This window comes from Nocardioides sp. ChNu-99 (genome assembly GCF_029493445.1).
Classification (GTDB): domain Bacteria; phylum Actinomycetota; class Actinomycetes; order Propionibacteriales; family Nocardioidaceae; genus Nocardioides.
In genome coordinates this window covers 1-14,877 of record NZ_JAHWBL010000075.1, presented here as the reverse complement: position 1 = coordinate 14,877, position 14,877 = coordinate 1, and the positions used below count along the sequence as shown (strand labels likewise).

Sequence of the window (14,877 nt, the reverse complement as noted above, 5' to 3'; positions counted from 1 at the left end):
GGGGGGCCGCCCGTGCGGCGGCTGCCGCTCCCGTCGTACCGACCGTGACGGGCGGCACCCGCCCCGCGGCCGGGCGGCTGCGGCGCGGCCTCACGGCGGCCGCCCTCGTCGCCGTGGCGGGCGGGCTCGCCGTACCGGTCGGGTCGTGGGCCGTCGGCGACGACGACCGCTTCGTGCTGCGCGAGCACGTCTCCCCGCCGTTCGAGGTGGGGCAGTACCCCTCACCCCTCGCCGCCTTCCGCCGGTACGTCGAGATGCCCGAGCCCGACGCGGCGAACCGCTACGAGCAGGTGCTGATGACCCTCGACGGCGCGCCCGAGGGCACCCGGGTGCGCTTCGCGGCCCTCGACTCCTACGACGGCGTCGTGTGGGGGGCGGCGGACCGGGCGGCCGGCACGGACGGCGTCGGCGTGACCCGCGCGTCGTTCCAGCGCGTCTCCACCTCGATCGACAACCCCGTCGAGGGCGAGCGGGTGGACGTGCGCGTCGAGCTGGGGGAGGGGTACGACGGCGTGTGGCTGCCGACCGTGGGGGCGCTGACCGAGCTGCGGTTCGCCGGCCCTCGCGCGGACGCGGCCGCGGACTCGTTCCGCTACAACCTGGCGACCTCGACGGGCGTGGTGCCGAGCGGGCTGGCACCGGGTGACGCCTACGTGCTGGAGGCCGTCGTGCCGCCCGCGGGGGCCGACGGCCTCGACGAGGACGACCTGCCGGCCGCCCCGGACCCCGCGCTCGCGTCCGCCGCCTCGTTCCTGGCCACCCAGGCCGTGCAGTGGACGGCCGGCGAGGCCGAGCCCATGGCCCGGGTGCTCGCCGCCGCGCGCCACCTGCGCACCGTCGGCAAGTACACCGACGGCGTGCTCGAGGCCGAGAAGATCTACACCGCGGGGCACTACCGCGGCCGTCTCGGCGAGGGGTTCGTCGACGACGTGGTGATGGCCGGCAACGACGAGCAGTACGCCGCCACGATGGCCCTCGTCGCCAACGCCATCGGCGTGCCCGCCCGGGTCGTCGTCGGCGCGGTCGTCCCGGCCGACGGCGTGGTGCGGGGCGAGCACGTCGAGGCGTGGGTCGAGCTGCAGGTGGCCGACGGGTCGTGGCGCACGCTGCCGACCGAGGCCTTCATGGACTTCGACCGGCCCGCCGAGCGCCCGCCGCTCAACGAGCAGGAGATGTCGGGCACCGTCGTGCCGCCCCCGGCCCCCGTGCCGCCGCCCTCCAGCCTCGCCGACCAGACCGACGCCGAGCTCGACGCCCGCGCAGGCTCGCCCGAGGAGACCGGGTCCGAGCTGCCGGCGTGGGTGCTGTGGGCGCTGGGGATCGTCGGCGGGCCGCTGCTGCTCGTGGCGCTGTGGTTCGCGCTCGTGCTGGGGGCCAAGGCCTGGCGCCGGCGTCGCCGCCGGGGCGCCCCGCGGGCCTCGGCTCGCCTCGTGGGCGCGTGGCGCGAGCTCGTCGACGCCGCTCGCGACCTGGGGACCGGTGTGCCCGTGGCCGCGGGCGTCACGCGGCGCGAGCAGGCCCGGTCGCTGCCGCTGCCGGCCGCCCCGGCGCTGGCGCGCACGGCCGACGGCCACGTCTTCGGTCCGACCCCGCCCGCCGACGGCGTGGCCGCGGACTACTGGGACCAGGTGATGGTGGTACGCCGGGAGCTGCGGGCCGGCGTGCCCTGGCACCGCCGCCTGCGCGCCGCGGCGAGCCTGCGGAGCTTCCGCCGCACCTGACGGCTCCGGCGGCAGGGATCAGGCGCGTCGCGCCAGCAGCGCGGAGGCGCAGGGGAACTCGGCGACCTGGAGCTCCAGCGACGCCCAGACGCCGCGCACCGTGTCACCGTCGCACCCGCGGGCGGAGGCCACCTCGCGCAGCCAGACGCCGGACTGGTCCACGAGCCGCGGGTCGTCGAGCAGCAGGGCCGCGGCGAGCGCGCCCACGACGTGGGGCACCTGGTCCACGATGGCCTCGAGCGCGCCGCGGTTGGCGCTGCGGTCGGCCCGCATCCGCGCCACCACGTCGCCCGCGACCGCGGCGTGCGATGCCATGAGGGTGTGGGCCTCGCGGGGCCCGGGACCGGGCAGGTCCTCGGCGGGCGGGACGGAGGTCGGCAGCGCTGTGAGGACCGCGCCCGTGTCGTCGTCGGGCCCGACCCAGGCGGTCGCCCCGAGGCGGCGGGCGCGGTCGCCGGCCGCGTCGAAGGCGGAGCCGCCCACGACGACGGGCACGCGGACGGCCCGGGCGGCCTCGACGTGGCGGCGCACGTAGACGAGGGAGGAGGAGAGCGAGGCGCTGACGAGCACGGCGCGGGGCCCGGTCTCCATCAGGGCGCCCTGCAGGGCGGCCGTCGACACGTCGGCGCCGAGGTAGTGGACCTGGTGGCCCTCGTGCTCGAGGCGCGCGCTCAGCATGAGGGCGGGCAGGGCGTGCCACTCGCGCTCGGCGCACAGCACCAGCAGCGGACGGCCGCCCCGGGAGTGCGCGCCGTGGCGGGTGCGCTCGCGCAGGCTGTGCACGACGAACTCGCCGACCGCGGTCGCGGCGTGCTCGCGCGCGACGGTCCACTCGGCGCGTTCCCACAGCCGGCCCACCCGGCGCTGGGCCTCGCCCACGAGCCCGTCGAGCACCTGGGGGAGCGTGGCCCCGGCGTCGAGCGCCGCGAGGGCGACGTCGCGGGCGGCCGGGGCGTCGCCCGCGTCGACGGCGGCCCAGTAGCGCTCGGTGGTCGCCGCGCCCAGCGCGTCGGCCGAGCCGTCCTCGAGCCCGGCGGCGGTGGTGGTCACGTCGTCACCTCACCCGCGGCTGCACGGCCACGACGGCGACGTCGTCGCGGTCGTGGGCGTCGCCGTCGACGAACGCGGAGACGCTCACCGCCAGCCGCTCCACGATCGCGCTGCTCGGCGCGCCGCCCAGACCCGCCAGGGCGGCGGCGATGCCGTCCTCACCGAACATGTCCTCGGCGCCGCGCGCCTCGGTGATCCCGTCGGTGTAGCAGACGAGGGTGTCGCCGGGCTGCAGCACGACCCGGGCGGAGGTGTAGGCGGCCTCCTCGAAGACGCCCAGCGCCGGGCCGTTCGACTCGACGTACTCCAGCCGGCCGTCGCGCCGCAGCACGATCGGCGGCGGGTGGCCCGCGTTCGTGAGGTCGAGGTCGACGGCGCCGTCGGGGCGCCGGCGCAGCCGGCCGCAGACGGCGGTCGCGAAGCTCTCGATGGCCGACTCCGCGTCCGCGACGAGCACCTGGTTGGTGAGCCCCAGGATCCGGTCGGGGGCCCGGTCGACGAGGGCCGCGGTGCGCACGGCGGAGCGGATGCGCTTGGCCGCGACGGCCGCGACCACCCCCTTGCCGACGGCGTCGCCGAGCAGCAGCGTCGTGTCGTCGTCCGGCCCGTGCACGTCGATGAAGTCACCGCCCACGGTGACCTCCTCCTGCGCCACGCGGCTGTACGACGCGAGGTCGAGACCCGAGGTGGCGGGGATGGGCGGCGGGAGCAGCGAGGTCCGCAGCGTGGCGGCGACGTGCCGGTTGTCGGCCACGACGACGCAGACGTCGAGGGTGGCCGCGACCCGGTGCGCGACGCCCTCGAGGAACGTCACGTCGTCGGGGCCGAAGTCGTGCGGGCCCCGGCGGGCGAGCGTCAGGAGGCCGATGGCGCGACCGCGGGCCACGAGCGGCACGTTGAGGAGCCCGACGGCGTCGAGCTGCTCGAGCTGGGCGACGAGCGGCGTGCGGCCCAGCAGACGGGCCAGCACCTCGACGCGGTCGGGCGTGTCCGGCGGCAGCACCCAGTGCTCGGGGGAGCGGCGCGCGAGCAGGCCCCGCAGCACCACGGCCTGCTGACGACCGATCGGGTAGCCGTCGTGGTCCACCGGTGCGTGGCCCTCGACCCGGCCGGCGGCGGTCCAGCCCTGGTGGGTGTGCAGCGTGACCTGCGCGAACTCGGTGACGTGGCGCACGAGGGTGTCCGCGACCAGCTCGACCGCGCGGCCCGGGTGGTGGACGCTCGCCGTGACCTCGGCCAGCTGCTCGAGGAACGCGGCGCGCCGCCCGGCCAGCCCGGCGCGGTCGACGCCGTCGAGGTCCGAGCCCGCGGTGAGGAGCCCGGGAGGGGCCTCGCTGCCCGCGGTCACAGGGGGATCCGAGCCGTGAAGGTGGTGCAGCCGGTGCGGTCCAGCGCGAGGTCGGCGCAGATGGCGGCGACCATGGCCAGGCCCCGCCCCCGCAGGCCGTCGGCGGACACGGTGCCCCCGGGGATGTCCGGTCCCTCCCCGGCGTCGACGACCCGCAGGTGCAGGCTGTCGGAGGAGAGGAGCCAGGCGACCTCGATGGTGCCGGCGAGGCGCGGGCGGCCGTGCTCGACCGCGTTGGTGACCAGCTCACCCGCGACGATGATCGCGTCGTTGAGCACGGCCGTCGGCACCTCGAGCGCCCCCAGGTCGTCCCTCAGCGCCGCGCAGGTCCGGCGTGCCGCCTCCGGTGCGTGCGGGAGGTCGAGCACGTGCCAGGACGGCGCGGCGTCGGGGAGGGGGGTCGGTAGTGCCATGGGGGAGCGCCGCTCAGGCGGTGACCTGCTCGTAGGGGATCTTGCACACCGTGAGCACGCGCTGCGGCACGGTGCCCTCGACGGCGACCAGCGTGACGCGGGCGCCGTTCTTCTTCGCCATCACGGTGGCGCGGGCCAGGACGCCGACGATGATGCTCGGCAGGAACGTGACGCCGCGCAGGTCGATCGTCAGGTTCTCGGTGAACGTGGCGCTGGCCTGCTCGATGAGGTCGTTGAGCGCGCGGTGGTCGGCGGCGTCGATGTCGCCCGAGAGCACGAGGGTGCCCGGCTCGGTGGTGGCGGAGAACGATGTTTCGGTCACGGGGCGACGATACGCGACGCCCCGAGCGGGCTGCCTCCCCTCTCGGGGTGGGGCGGGACGAGCCCGGGAGCACCAGCCCGGGAATAGCGCCGCCGAGCAGGCCGTTCCCCCCGCGATGAGCGACCACCCCGCCCCGCGCCTGTCCGTGCTCGACCTGGTGCCCGTCCGCACCGACCAGACGAGCGGGGACGCCGTGGCCGCGTCGCTGTCGCTGGCCCGGGTCGCGGACACGGCGGGCTACGAGCGCTACTGGGTCGCGGAGCACCACAACATGCCGGCGGTCGCGGCCACCAACCCGCCGGTCCTCATCGCGATGATCGCCGGGGCGACGCAGCGCCTGCGCGTGGGCTCGGGCGGCGTGATGCTCCCCAACCACGCGCCCCTGGTGGTCGCGGAGCAGTTCGCGCTGCTGGAGGCGGCGTACCCCGGACGGATCGACCTCGGTCTCGGCCGCGCCCCCGGCTCGGACCCGGTGACGAGCTGGGCGCTGCGCCACGGCGGCCCGGCGGGCACCGACGACGAGGCGGTGGCCCGCTTCGCCGAGCACGTCCGCAACGTCGTCGCGATGCTGTCGCCCGAGGGGGTGGGCCTGCAGCTGTCCGGCCGCACCCACGCGCTGCGCGCCACCCCCGTCGCCCGCTCCGTGCCGACGACCTGGCTGCTCGGCTCGTCCGACTACTCCGCGCGGCTCGCCGCGCAGCGCGGCATGCCCTACGTCTTCGCCCACCACTTCAGCGGCGAGGGCACCGAGCGGGCGCTGCACCTGTACCGCTCGACGTTCGAGCCCTCGCCCGAGCTCGCCGCGCCGCGCACCTTCCTGACCGTCAACGCGGTGGTCGCCGCGACCGAGGAGGAGGCGCGGCGCCGCGCCCGCCCGCAGCAGCTCGCGATGCTCGCGCTGCGCACCGGCCAGCCGCTGCGCCCGCAGCCGACCGTCGAGGAGGCGCTCGAGGTGGAGCTGCCCCCGGCCCACCAGCAGCTGGTCGACGCGATGCTGGCCCGCTGGGTGGTCGGCGACCCCGCGCAGGCCCGCGCGCAGGTGGCGGCGCTCGCGGCGGCCCACGGGGTCGACGAGGTGATGGTGCACCCGGTCCCGGGGGAGACCGCGGGCACGCCCGCCGGCTCCTCGCCCGCGCGCGAGGAGACCCTGCGCCTGCTCGGCGCCGGCGCCTGAGGCGCCCGGAGGCGCTCGGAGGCACCCGGTCGGGGGCCGGTCGAGGCCCGACGGACGGATTAGGAATCGTTGGGCAGCTCACCTAGACTGGTGCGTCGGCCCAACGTGGGTCTGCTTCGTGGTGCCTCGCGGCTGTCCGGTTCTCCGGGATGAGGTCCACCGAGCGGCTGCACGAGGTCCACTGCCACCCCGGCCCGTCCGGGACCGGCAGGCGGTTCCCGGGCCGGCCGACCGATCGCCCCCACGGGGTCGGGCGGTGCAGCAACGGTAGACGAGACGACCACGGCCGGTACGCCGGCACGACGGATTGTGAGGACATGGCCAAGAAGGAAGGCGTCATCGAGATCGAGGGCTCCGTCATCGAGGCTCTCCCCAACGCGATGTTCCGCGTGGAGTTGAGCAACGGGCACAAGGTCCTCGCGCACATCAGCGGCAAGATGCGGCAGCACTACATCCGGATCCTCCCCGAGGACCGCGTGGTGGTGGAGCTCTCGCCGTACGACCTGACGCGCGGCCGCATCGTCTACCGCTACAAGTGACATCAGCCGAGACACGTTGAAAGGACCTCCTCGTGAAGGTCAAGCCGAGCGTCAAGCCCATCTGTGACAAGTGCAAGGTGATCCGCCGGCACTCGCGGGTCATGGTGATCTGCGAGAACCCGCGTCACAAGCAGCGTCAGGGCTGACGGACGGGCCCCGCGCCCGCCAGCAGCACCAGCACCACCCACCACCGTGTTCGCTCAACCCGCGCCTGGCGCGGGGGATGCACCTCCGGAGCAGAGGCCGGAGCCCGGTGGCCCGACAGATCGGGCCGACCGACCGGGGCGCGACACGACCGACACCTCTGTGCACATCGAAGGGAAACACCACGCATGGCACGCCTCGTTGGTGTCGACCTCCCGCGCGACAAGCGCGTCGAGATCGCACTCACCTACATCTACGGCATCGGCCGTACCAGCTCCCAGCAGATCCTCGCGGCCACGGGTGTCGACCCGAACGCCCGCGTGCACACGCTGGGGGACGAGGAGCTGGTGAAGCTCCGCGACGAGATCGAGGCCAACTACAAGTTCGAGGGTGACCTCCGACGCGAGGTCCAGGCCGACATCCGCCGCAAGATCGAGATCGGCAGCTACCAGGGTCGCCGCCACCGCATGGGCCTCCCGGTCCGCGGTCAGCGCACCAAGACCAACGCGCGCACCCGCAAGGGCCCGAAGCGCACCGTCGCCGGCAAGAAGAAGGCTCGCTGATCCCCCCGGGATCGCAGCCCTCCCATCACGAGCTCACCAGACCTTTCAGGAGATAACGCATGCCCCCCAAGGGACGCGCTGCGGCTGGCGCCAAGAAGGTGCGCCGCAAGGAGAAGAAGAACGTCGCCGCAGGCGAGGCTCACATCAAGAGCACGTTCAACAACACGCACGTCACCATCACCGACCCCACGGGTGCGGTGATCTCGTGGGCCTCGGCCGGCACCGTCGGCTTCAAGGGCTCGCGCAAGTCCACGCCGTACGCGGCCCAGATGGCTGCCGAGGCCGCTGGTCGTCGGGCGATGGAGCACGGCATGAAGAAGATCGACGTCTTCGTCAAGGGCCCGGGCTCGGGCCGCGAGACGGCGATCCGGTCCCTGGGTGCGATCGGCCTCGAGGTCGGCACCATCCAGGACGTCACGCCGCAGCCCCACAACGGATGCCGGCCGCCCAAGCGCCGCCGCGTCTGACCCGACACCAGAGACCTAGGAGAGACTGAGACATGGCCCGTTACACCGGCCCCATGACCAAGAAGTCGCGCCGTCTTGGTGTCGACCTCGTCGGTGGCGACGCCGCGTTCGAGCGCCGCCCCTACCCGCCCGGCATGCACGGCCGTGCTCGCGTCAAGGAGAGCGAGTACCGCGCCCAGCTGCAGGAGAAGCAGAAGGCGCGCATCAGCTACGGCGTGCTCGAGCGGCAGTTCTACAACTACTACGTCGAGGCCTCGCGCCGCACCGGCAAGACGGGTGACAACCTGCTCGAGCTGCTGGAGTGCCGCCTCGACAACGTGGTGTACCGCGCCGGCTTCGCCCGCACGCGCCGCCACGCCCGCCAGCTGGTGAGCCACGGCCACTTCCTGGTGAACGGCAAGAAGGTCAACATCCCGTCGTACCAGGTGGCGCAGTACGACGTCATCGACGTGCGCGAGAAGTCGCTCGAGATGACGCCGTTCATCGTGGCGCGCGAGACGCACGGCGAGCGCGTCGTGCCGGCGTGGCTCGAGGCCGTCCCGAGCCGCATGCGGATCCTGGTGCACCAGCGCCCGGTCCGCGCGCAGATCGACGTGCCCGTGCAGGAGCAGCTGATCGTCGAGTTCTACTCGAAGAAGTGACCCGGTCGGTGCGGGGCAGCGACCGAGTCGCCGCCCCGCACCGCTGTGTCGTCCCGTTCGTCCCTCGCTCCACGTCGTTCGGCCCCGTCAAATAGTGGGTGGGTCCGGAAAGGAATCAACCAGTGCTCATCGCTCAGCGCCCGACTCTCACCGAGGAGACGGTCGGCGACTTCCGCGCCCGATTCGTCATCGAGCCGCTGGAGCCGGGCTTCGGCTACACGCTCGGCAACTCGCTGCGCCGCACGCTGCTGTCCTCCATCCCGGGGGCGTCGGTCACCAGCATCAAGCTCGACAACGTGCTCCACGAGTTCTCCACGGTCGAGGGGGTCAAGGAGGACGTCACCGAGGTCATCCTCAACCTCAAGGGCCTGGTGGTCTCGTCCGAGCACGACGAGCCCGTCACCATGTACCTGCGCAAGTCGGGTGCCGGTGACGTCACCGCCGCCGACATCGCGCCGCCGGCGGGCGTCGAGGTGCACAACCCCGACCTCAAGATCGCGACGCTGTCCGACAAGGGCAAGCTCGAGATGGAGCTCGTCGTCGAGCGCGGCCGCGGCTACGTCTCCGCCGTGCAGAACAAGGGCGCCGACAACGAGATCGGCCGCATCCCGGTCGACTCGATCTACAGCCCCGTCCTCAAGGTGACCTACAAGGTCGAGGCCACCCGTGTCGAGCAGCGCACCGACTTCGACAAGCTGATCATCGACGTCGAGACCAAGCCGTCCATCCGCCCGCGCGACGCCATCGCCTCGGCCGGCAAGACGCTGGTGGAGCTCTTCGGCCTCGCCCGTGAGCTCAACGTCGAGGCCGAGGGCATCGACATCGGCCCGTCGCCGGTGGACGAGCAGCTCGCGGCGGACCTCGCCCTCCCGGTCGAGGACCTGCAGCTCACGGTGCGCTCGTACAACTGCCTCAAGCGCGAGGGCATCCACACCGTGGGTGAGCTCATCGCGCGCTCGGAGCAGGACCTGCTCGACATCCGCAACTTCGGCGCCAAGTCGATCGACGAGGTCAAGGCCAAGCTGGTCGAGATGGGCCTGTCCCTCAAGGACAGCGCGCCCGGCTTCGACCCGGCGACCGCCCTCGCGGCGTACGGCGACGACGACGACGACGCGTTCGTCGAGGACGAGCAGTACTGATCGACCCGTGACCGCACCGGCCCTGGGGCCGGTGCGGTCGACCCTGCTGCGGCGGCGACCGCCGCCGCAGCACCGTCTACCCCGGTACCTCGCACGGCCGGGGAGGAGAGAGAAGAACCATGCCCACCCCGAAGAAGGGTCCCCGCCTCGGCGGCAGCCCGTCCCACCAGCGGCTGATCCTGTCGAACCTGGCCACCCAGCTCTTCGAGCACGGCCGGATCGTCACCACCGAGTCGCGTGCGCGCACGCTGCGCCCCGTGGCGGAGAAGCTCATCACCAAGGCCGTCAAGGCCCACAACGGTGAGAACCCGTTGCACCAGCGCCGCGAGGTGCTGAAGTCGATCCGCGACAAGGGTGTCGTGCACGCCCTCTTCACGGAGATCGCCCCGACCTTCGCCGAGCGCCCGGGCGGCTACACCCGCATCACGAAGCTCAACCCCCGCAAGGGCGACAACGCCCCCATGGCGGTCATCGAGCTCGTGACCGAGGCGTACGTCGCGAAGGCGACGACCGGCCCCGCCACCACCGGTGCGGCCACCGCCGCCCCGGCCGCCCCCGCGGAGGAGGTCGAGGAGGCGCCCGCCGCCGAGACCGACGTCGAGGGCACCGAGGCCACCGAGGGAACCGAGGAGGCTCCCGCCGAGGAGACCACCGAGGAGACCACGGCGGAGACCGAGGCCACGGACGAGTCCGCGGACGACGCCAAGGCCTGAGCGCACCCGCTCGAGGAGCAGCCCGTCACCCCACCGGGGTGGCGGGCTGCTCTGCGTCGCGGGCTGCGTCGCCGGCTGCGTCGCGGGCTGCGTCGCGGGCTGTGCCGGGGGGTCTACGTTGGGGGGTCATGAGCACCGAGAAGGCACCCGCCGAGCAGCTGAGGACCGAGAACCCCGACACCGAGCCCACCCTCGAGGGCGACGCCCGCGAGGCGGAGGCGGGTCAGCACGTCTCCGGCGCGGAGGAGGAGCCCGACGGCGGCGCCGGGCCGACGCCCGGCGCGGACGACGTCGCCCCGACCACCGAGGACCCCAGCGTGGCCGCGGCCCAGGAGGAGTCCGCGGGCGAGCACATCATCGACGAGCGCCAGTAGGTCGCGCTCAGCGCGAGGTGCCCGGGCCCCAGGCCCGCTCGAGGGCCCGGGTCGCCTCGGCCAGCGACAGCCCGGCGCGGCGGGCGGCCGCCGCGTACCCCCGAGCGGCGGGGTCCGCGTCGCCCGCCGCCGCCGTCGACGCGACGAACGTGCCGGACCGGCCACGGGTGACGACGACCCCGTCGGCCTCGAGCTCGCGGTAGACGCGGGCGACGGTGCCGGCCGCGAGGCCGAGGTCCGCGGCCAGCGCCCGCACCGTGGGGAGCCGCTCGCCCGGCGGCAGTTCGCCCGCCGCGACGCGGCTCGCGAGCTGGGCGCGCAGCTGCTCGAACGGCGGCGTGGCGGACGACGGGTCGGGCGGGTCGAGCGGGGGCGCGGGCACGTCGCCACCCTAGGCCCGTCGTGTGGTGGGGTGGGTCCATGCAGCAGCCGGCCGACGCGACGCAGCCCGCACCCCCGACCCCGCCCGCCGCGGACGGAGGGCCCACCACCCCCGGGACGGTCGCCCTCGTGGCGGGGGAGTCCCTCGTCGACGTCGTGCGGCGCCCCGACGGCACCGTCGAGGAGCGGGCCGGCGGCAGCGCCGCGAACGTGGCCGTCGCGCTCGTCCGCCTCGGCCGGCCGACCTGGTTCGCGACCGCGCTGGCCGACGACCGGCTCGGCGGCATCCTCGCGGCGCACCTCGGCCGTGACGGCGTGCGCCTCGCCGCCGACCCGGAGGTCGTGGGACGCACCTCGAGCGCCGTCGCGACGATCGACGCGGACGGCGCGGCGTCGTACGAGTTCGACCTCGAGTGGCGCCTCGGGGCGGTGCACGTGCCCGAGGGGGAGCCGGGCTGGCTCCACGTGTGCTCGATCGGCGCCGTGCTCCCGCCCGGCGCCGCCGACGTGCTCGACCTCGCGCGCCGGGAGCGCCGGCGGGCGCTCGTCAGCTACGACGTCAACGCCCGCCCCGCCATCACCGGCACGGGGCCGGAGATGGTCGCGCAGGTCGAGGCGGTCGTCGCGGAGGCCGACGTCGTCAAGGCGTCCGACGAGGACCTCGCCGCGCTGTGGCCCGACCTCGACGAGGCGGCGGCCGTCGCGCGGCTGCGGGCGCTGGGGCCCACCCTCGTCGTCGTCACCCGGGGCGCCGCGGGCGCCTCCTGCCACCACCCGGGCGGGGAGGTCGCCGTGCCCGCCGTGCGCGACCTGGTGGTGGTCGACACGATCGGCGCCGGCGACACCCTCGCTGCGGCGTTCATCAGCGCCCTGTGGGACCTCGGAGTGGTCGGGGCGGGGGCGCGCGACCGGCTGGCCGGGCTCGGGGAGGACGCGCTGCGCGGTGCCCTGGGGTACGCCGCCCGCGCGGCCGCCGTGACCGTGTCGCGGCCCGGGGCGGACCCGCCGTACCTCGCGGAGGTGGCGGGCGCCGCCGGCTCGTAGGATCACCCGGTGCGCCTGCGGATCGACCTCGCCTACGACGGCACCGACTTCCACGGCTGGGCGACCCAGCCGACGCTGCGCACCGTGCAGGGGGAGCTCGAGGCGGCCCTCGCGACCGTCGTCCGGAGCCCCGAGCGGCCCGCCGTCGTGGTGGCCGGGCGCACCGACGCCGGGGTGCACGCCCGCGGCCAGGTGGTGCACGTCGACCTCGACGACGACCTCGTCGCCCGCAGCGCCGGGCGGGGGGTCGACGACCCGGTCCCCGCCCTGACCCGCCGCCTCAACGGGGTGCTGCCGGGCGACGTGCGGGTGCACCGCACCCGGGTGGCCCCCGAGGGGTTCGACGCCCGGTTCTCGGCGCTGTGGCGCCGCTACGCCTACCGGGTGGCCGACCGTGCCGGTCTCGCCGACCCGCTGACGCGCCGGCACGTGCTCGCGTGGGGCCAGCCGGTCGACGAGGAGGCGATGAACGCCGCCGCCGCGCCCCTCGTCGGGGTGCAGGACTTCGCCGCGTTCTGCAAGAAGCGGCCGGGAGCGACGACGATCCGCACGCTGCTCGAGCTCTCCTGGGCCCGCGACCACGACGGCGTGCTCGTGGGCACGGTCGTGGCCGACGCGTTCTGCCACAACATGGTGCGGGCCCTCGTCGGCTGCCTGCTGACGGTGGGGGAGGGCCGCCGTCCGGCGTCCTGGGCCCACGACGTGCTCGTCGGCGGCCGTCGCGACCCCGCTGTCACCGTGGTGCACCCGCACGGCCTGGTGCTGGAGGAGGTCGGCTACCCCGACGACACCGAGCTCGCGCAGCGCGCCGAGCAGACCAGGAACAGGCGGACCCGTGACTGAGCACCCCCCGACCGCCCCGGACCCGGACCCGGACCCGGGCGAGCACTACTTCACGGCGGACCCCTCCGTGCCCTTCACCCGCGAGCCGGTCGAGGTCGAGGTGTGGGGCCGGCGCCTGCCCCTGGTCACGGGGACGGGCGTGTTCGCCCGGGGCCGCCTCGACGTGGGCACGGCGGCGCTCTTCCGCACGACCGACCCGCCGAGCGGAGTGCGGCGGGTGCTCGACCTGGGCTGCGGGTACGGCGTCATCGGCCTCGCCGTCGCGTTGGCCGTCCCCGACGCGCAGGTCGTCGGGGTCGACGTCAACGCCCGCGCGCTCCTCCTGGCCGACGAGAACGCCCGCGCGCTCGGGGTGGCGGGGCGCTACCGCGCGGTGCTGCCCGACGCCGTACCGGACGGGGCGTTCGACGAGATCTGGTCGAACCCGCCCATCCGCATCGGCAAGGCCGCCCTGCACGACCTGCTGCTCCGCTGGCTGCCGCGCCTCGCCCCCGGCGGGCGCGCCGTGCTCGTGGTGGGCAAGAACCTGGGTGCGGACTCGCTCGCCCGCTGGCTCGACGAGCAGGGCTGGCCGACGACGCGCCTGGCGAGCGCCAAGGGCTTCCGCGTGCTGGAGGTACGGCGCGCCCCCTGAGGGCTCGCCGGGTGCCTCAGCCGCCGAGGGCGGCGAACGCCGCACGGGTCGCGTCGGCGACGAGCGCGTCGTGGGTCGGCGCGTCCTCGGCGTCCCCGCCGGTCATGACGACGACCACGACCGGCGACGTCCGGTCGGCGTCGGCGGGCGGCCAGGCGACGGCCACGTCGTTGCGCGTGCCCCACGAAGCCGACCCCGTCTTGTCCCCGACGGTCCAGCCGTCGGGCACCCCGGCCCGCACGAGGGCGTCGCCGGTGGTGTTGCGCCGCAGCAGGTCGACGAGCAGCGCCCGGCGCTCGGGGGTCAGCACGTCGCCCAGCGCGTAGGCCTGCAACGTGGCCGCCATCGCCCGCGGCGTGGTGGTGTCGCGCTCGTCGCCGGGCACGGCGGTGTTCAGCTCCGGCTCGACCCGCACGGGATTCGTCGTCGTGTCGCCGACCCCGCGCAGCCGCTCGCCGAGGCCGGCCGGGCCCCCGAGCTCCGCGAACAGCAGGTTGGCGGCGGTGTTGTCGCTGAACCGCACGGCGGCGTCCGCGAGCTCGAGGACGGTGAGCCCGTCGGCGACGTACTGCTCGGTGACGGGTGAGTACGTCACGAGGTCGGCCTCCGTCCAGGTGACGCGGCGCTGCAGGTCCGCGTCCGTGGCGGTCTCGAGCAGCGCGCCCACCTGCAGCGCCTTGATGGTCGAGGCGAACGCGAACCGTTCGTCGGCCCGGTGCGCCACCGTGCGGCCCGTGCCGACCTCGACGGCCAGCACGCCGAGGCGCGCGTCGTACTGCTCCTCGAGGGCGGCCAGCGCGGCCGAGGCGTCGACGGGCGTGGCCGTCCCGGTGGTGGTGGCGCTGGTGCTCGCGCTGCGGCCCGGCGCGGCGGAGGGGCCGTCGCCGGCGCAGCCGGTGAACGCGAGGGTGGAGGCGAGCGCGAGGCCCAGGGCGCGGGCGGCGAGGGCGGTACGGCGGGGGAGCGGTGTCGTCACGGGAGGACCTTCCGGGCGGGGACGGGACGCTCCGCAGCCTGGCCGGGGGCCACCCATGCCGTCCAAGACCGCGACGCGTCGTCCCATGCCCGAGACGCATGGGTGTGCCATCCTCCTCGGGTGGACCTCGTCGCCGCGTGCCGCCTCCTCGTCGCCGTGGGCGAGCGCGGGAGCGTGACGGAGGCCGCGGCCGCGGCCGGTGTCGCGCAGTCCGTGGCCAGCCGGCGCGTGGCGGCCCTGGAGCAGCGCCTCGACGTCGTGCTGCTCGACCGCTCCGCCCGCCGGGCGCGGCTCACCGGCGCCGGCCGGCACCTCCTGCCCGCGGCACGGCGGGTGGTCGTGGCGGCCGAGGAGCTCGAGGCCGCGGCGGCCCGGGCGGGCCGGGGACCGG

At 75.1% G+C, this 14,877-nt stretch carries 20 protein-coding genes; 14 read left to right on the top strand and 6 right to left on the bottom strand.

Annotation, left to right across the window (positions count from 1 at the left end; genetic code table 11):
• The coding region (locus tag KK617_RS17095; protein WP_277501368.1) for a transglutaminase-like domain-containing protein at positions 1–1,721 on the top strand (1,721 nt) is incomplete at its 5' end.
• 18 nt (positions 1,722–1,739) lie between these two features.
• Here KK617_RS17095 and KK617_RS17090 read toward each other — a convergent pair.
• The 4 genes from KK617_RS17090 to KK617_RS17075 are packed head-to-tail and all read right to left on the bottom strand — an operon-like array spanning position 1,740 to position 4,854.
• Positions 1,740–2,771, bottom strand: a complete 1,032-nt coding sequence (locus KK617_RS17090; protein ID WP_277501367.1) for a cobalamin-dependent protein — start codon at positions 2,769–2,771, stop codon at positions 1,740–1,742.
• 4 nt (positions 2,772–2,775) lie between these two features.
• Positions 2,776–4,119 (bottom strand): SpoIIE family protein phosphatase, encoded by a 1,344-nt coding sequence (locus KK617_RS17085; RefSeq protein WP_277501366.1) that lies wholly within the window; start codon positions 4,117–4,119, stop codon positions 2,776–2,778.
• On the bottom strand, positions 4,116–4,532 hold the full coding sequence (locus tag KK617_RS17080) for an ATP-binding protein (protein ID WP_277501365.1): 417 nt from the start codon (positions 4,530–4,532) through the stop codon (positions 4,116–4,118). Before KK617_RS17080 ends, KK617_RS17085 begins: the two co-directional genes overlap by 4 nt.
• Positions 4,533–4,545: 13 nt before the next feature.
• Positions 4,546–4,854: an STAS domain-containing protein gene (locus KK617_RS17075; RefSeq protein ID WP_277501364.1), complete on the bottom strand. Its 309-nt coding sequence runs from the start codon at positions 4,852–4,854 to the stop codon at positions 4,546–4,548.
• A 115-nt stretch (positions 4,855–4,969) separates the two neighbouring features.
• On the opposite strand from KK617_RS17075, the gene KK617_RS17070 reads away from it, so the two are divergent.
• The 9 genes from KK617_RS17070 to KK617_RS17030 all read left to right on the top strand — a co-directional run bounded on the left by KK617_RS17070 (position 4,970) and on the right by KK617_RS17030 (position 10,608).
• Complete coding sequence (locus KK617_RS17070; protein WP_277501362.1) at positions 4,970–6,028, top strand: LLM class flavin-dependent oxidoreductase; 1,059 nt, start codon at positions 4,970–4,972, stop codon at positions 6,026–6,028.
• 317 nt (positions 6,029–6,345) lie between these two features.
• A complete protein-coding gene (gene infA / locus KK617_RS17065; RefSeq protein ID WP_028473450.1) occupies positions 6,346–6,567 on the top strand; it encodes a translation initiation factor IF-1 in 222 nt (73 codons plus the stop codon).
• Between the two features lie 32 nt (positions 6,568–6,599).
• Positions 6,600–6,713, top strand: coding sequence for a 50S ribosomal protein L36 (gene rpmJ / locus KK617_RS17060; RefSeq protein WP_277501359.1), 114 nt, complete (start codon positions 6,600–6,602; stop codon positions 6,711–6,713).
• 186 nt (positions 6,714–6,899) lie between these two features.
• On the top strand, positions 6,900–7,274 hold the full coding sequence (gene rpsM / locus KK617_RS17055; RefSeq protein ID WP_163772482.1) for a 30S ribosomal protein S13: 375 nt from the start codon (positions 6,900–6,902) through the stop codon (positions 7,272–7,274).
• 59 nt (positions 7,275–7,333) lie between these two features.
• Positions 7,334–7,741 carry a 30S ribosomal protein S11 gene (gene rpsK / locus KK617_RS17050; protein ID WP_277501358.1) on the top strand — a complete coding sequence of 136 codons (408 nt, stop codon included), beginning with the start codon at positions 7,334–7,336 and terminating at the stop codon, positions 7,739–7,741.
• Positions 7,742–7,773: 32 nt separating this feature from the next.
• A complete protein-coding gene (rpsD, locus tag KK617_RS17045) occupies positions 7,774–8,382 on the top strand; it encodes a 30S ribosomal protein S4 (RefSeq protein WP_277501357.1) in 609 nt (202 codons plus the stop codon).
• Between the two features lie 122 nt (positions 8,383–8,504).
• Complete coding sequence (locus tag KK617_RS17040) at positions 8,505–9,521, top strand: DNA-directed RNA polymerase subunit alpha (RefSeq protein WP_277501356.1); 1,017 nt, start codon at positions 8,505–8,507, stop codon at positions 9,519–9,521.
• A gap of 119 nt (positions 9,522–9,640) precedes the next feature.
• Complete coding sequence (gene rplQ / locus KK617_RS17035; protein ID WP_277501355.1) at positions 9,641–10,234, top strand: 50S ribosomal protein L17; 594 nt, start codon at positions 9,641–9,643, stop codon at positions 10,232–10,234.
• Between the two features lie 128 nt (positions 10,235–10,362).
• A complete protein-coding gene (locus KK617_RS17030; RefSeq protein WP_277501354.1) occupies positions 10,363–10,608 on the top strand; it encodes a hypothetical protein in 246 nt (81 codons plus the stop codon).
• 7 nt (positions 10,609–10,615) lie between these two features.
• Here KK617_RS17030 and KK617_RS17025 read toward each other — a convergent pair whose 3' ends face one another.
• Positions 10,616–10,990 carry a GntR family transcriptional regulator gene (locus tag KK617_RS17025; protein ID WP_277501353.1) on the bottom strand — a complete coding sequence of 125 codons (375 nt, stop codon included), beginning with the start codon at positions 10,988–10,990 and terminating at the stop codon, positions 10,616–10,618.
• Between the two features lie 38 nt (positions 10,991–11,028).
• On the opposite strand from KK617_RS17025, the gene KK617_RS17020 reads away from it, so the two are divergent.
• The 3 genes from KK617_RS17020 to KK617_RS17010 are packed head-to-tail and all read left to right on the top strand — an operon-like array spanning position 11,029 to position 13,510.
• Positions 11,029–12,033, top strand: a complete 1,005-nt coding sequence (locus tag KK617_RS17020; RefSeq protein ID WP_277501352.1) for a PfkB family carbohydrate kinase — start codon at positions 11,029–11,031, stop codon at positions 12,031–12,033.
• Between the two features lie 9 nt (positions 12,034–12,042).
• On the top strand, positions 12,043–12,876 hold the full coding sequence (gene truA / locus KK617_RS17015) for a tRNA pseudouridine(38-40) synthase TruA (protein WP_277501351.1): 834 nt from the start codon (positions 12,043–12,045) through the stop codon (positions 12,874–12,876).
• On the top strand, positions 12,869–13,510 hold the full coding sequence (locus tag KK617_RS17010) for a methyltransferase (protein WP_277501350.1): 642 nt from the start codon (positions 12,869–12,871) through the stop codon (positions 13,508–13,510). Before truA ends, KK617_RS17010 begins: the two co-directional genes overlap by 8 nt.
• 16 nt (positions 13,511–13,526) lie before the next feature.
• Here the strand turns inward: KK617_RS17010 and bla are convergent, their stop codons facing one another.
• Complete coding sequence (gene bla / locus KK617_RS17005) at positions 13,527–14,486, bottom strand: class A beta-lactamase (protein ID WP_277501349.1); 960 nt, start codon at positions 14,484–14,486, stop codon at positions 13,527–13,529.
• Positions 14,487–14,606: 120 nt separating this feature from the next.
• Here bla and KK617_RS17000 point away from each other — a divergent pair.
• Positions 14,607–14,877, top strand: a 271-nt coding sequence (locus KK617_RS17000) for a LysR family transcriptional regulator (RefSeq protein ID WP_277501347.1), incomplete at its 3' end; no start/stop codon positions are given.

Coding starts and splice junctions, on each gene's coding strand:
- KK617_RS17080 (WP_277501365.1), bottom strand. CDS start 4,532: ATGGCACTACCGACCCCCCTCCCCGACGCCGCGCCGTCCTGGCACGTG.
- KK617_RS17070 (WP_277501362.1), top strand. CDS start 4,970: ATGAGCGACCACCCCGCCCCGCGCCTGTCCGTGCTCGACCTGGTGCCC.
- infA (WP_028473450.1), top strand. CDS start 6,346: ATGGCCAAGAAGGAAGGCGTCATCGAGATCGAGGGCTCCGTCATCGAG.
- rpsM (WP_163772482.1), top strand. CDS start 6,900: ATGGCACGCCTCGTTGGTGTCGACCTCCCGCGCGACAAGCGCGTCGAG.
- rpsK (WP_277501358.1), top strand. CDS start 7,334: ATGCCCCCCAAGGGACGCGCTGCGGCTGGCGCCAAGAAGGTGCGCCGC.
- rpsD (WP_277501357.1), top strand. CDS start 7,774: ATGGCCCGTTACACCGGCCCCATGACCAAGAAGTCGCGCCGTCTTGGT.
- rplQ (WP_277501355.1), top strand. CDS start 9,641: ATGCCCACCCCGAAGAAGGGTCCCCGCCTCGGCGGCAGCCCGTCCCAC.
- KK617_RS17030 (WP_277501354.1), top strand. CDS start 10,363: ATGAGCACCGAGAAGGCACCCGCCGAGCAGCTGAGGACCGAGAACCCC.
- KK617_RS17020 (WP_277501352.1), top strand. CDS start 11,029: ATGCAGCAGCCGGCCGACGCGACGCAGCCCGCACCCCCGACCCCGCCC.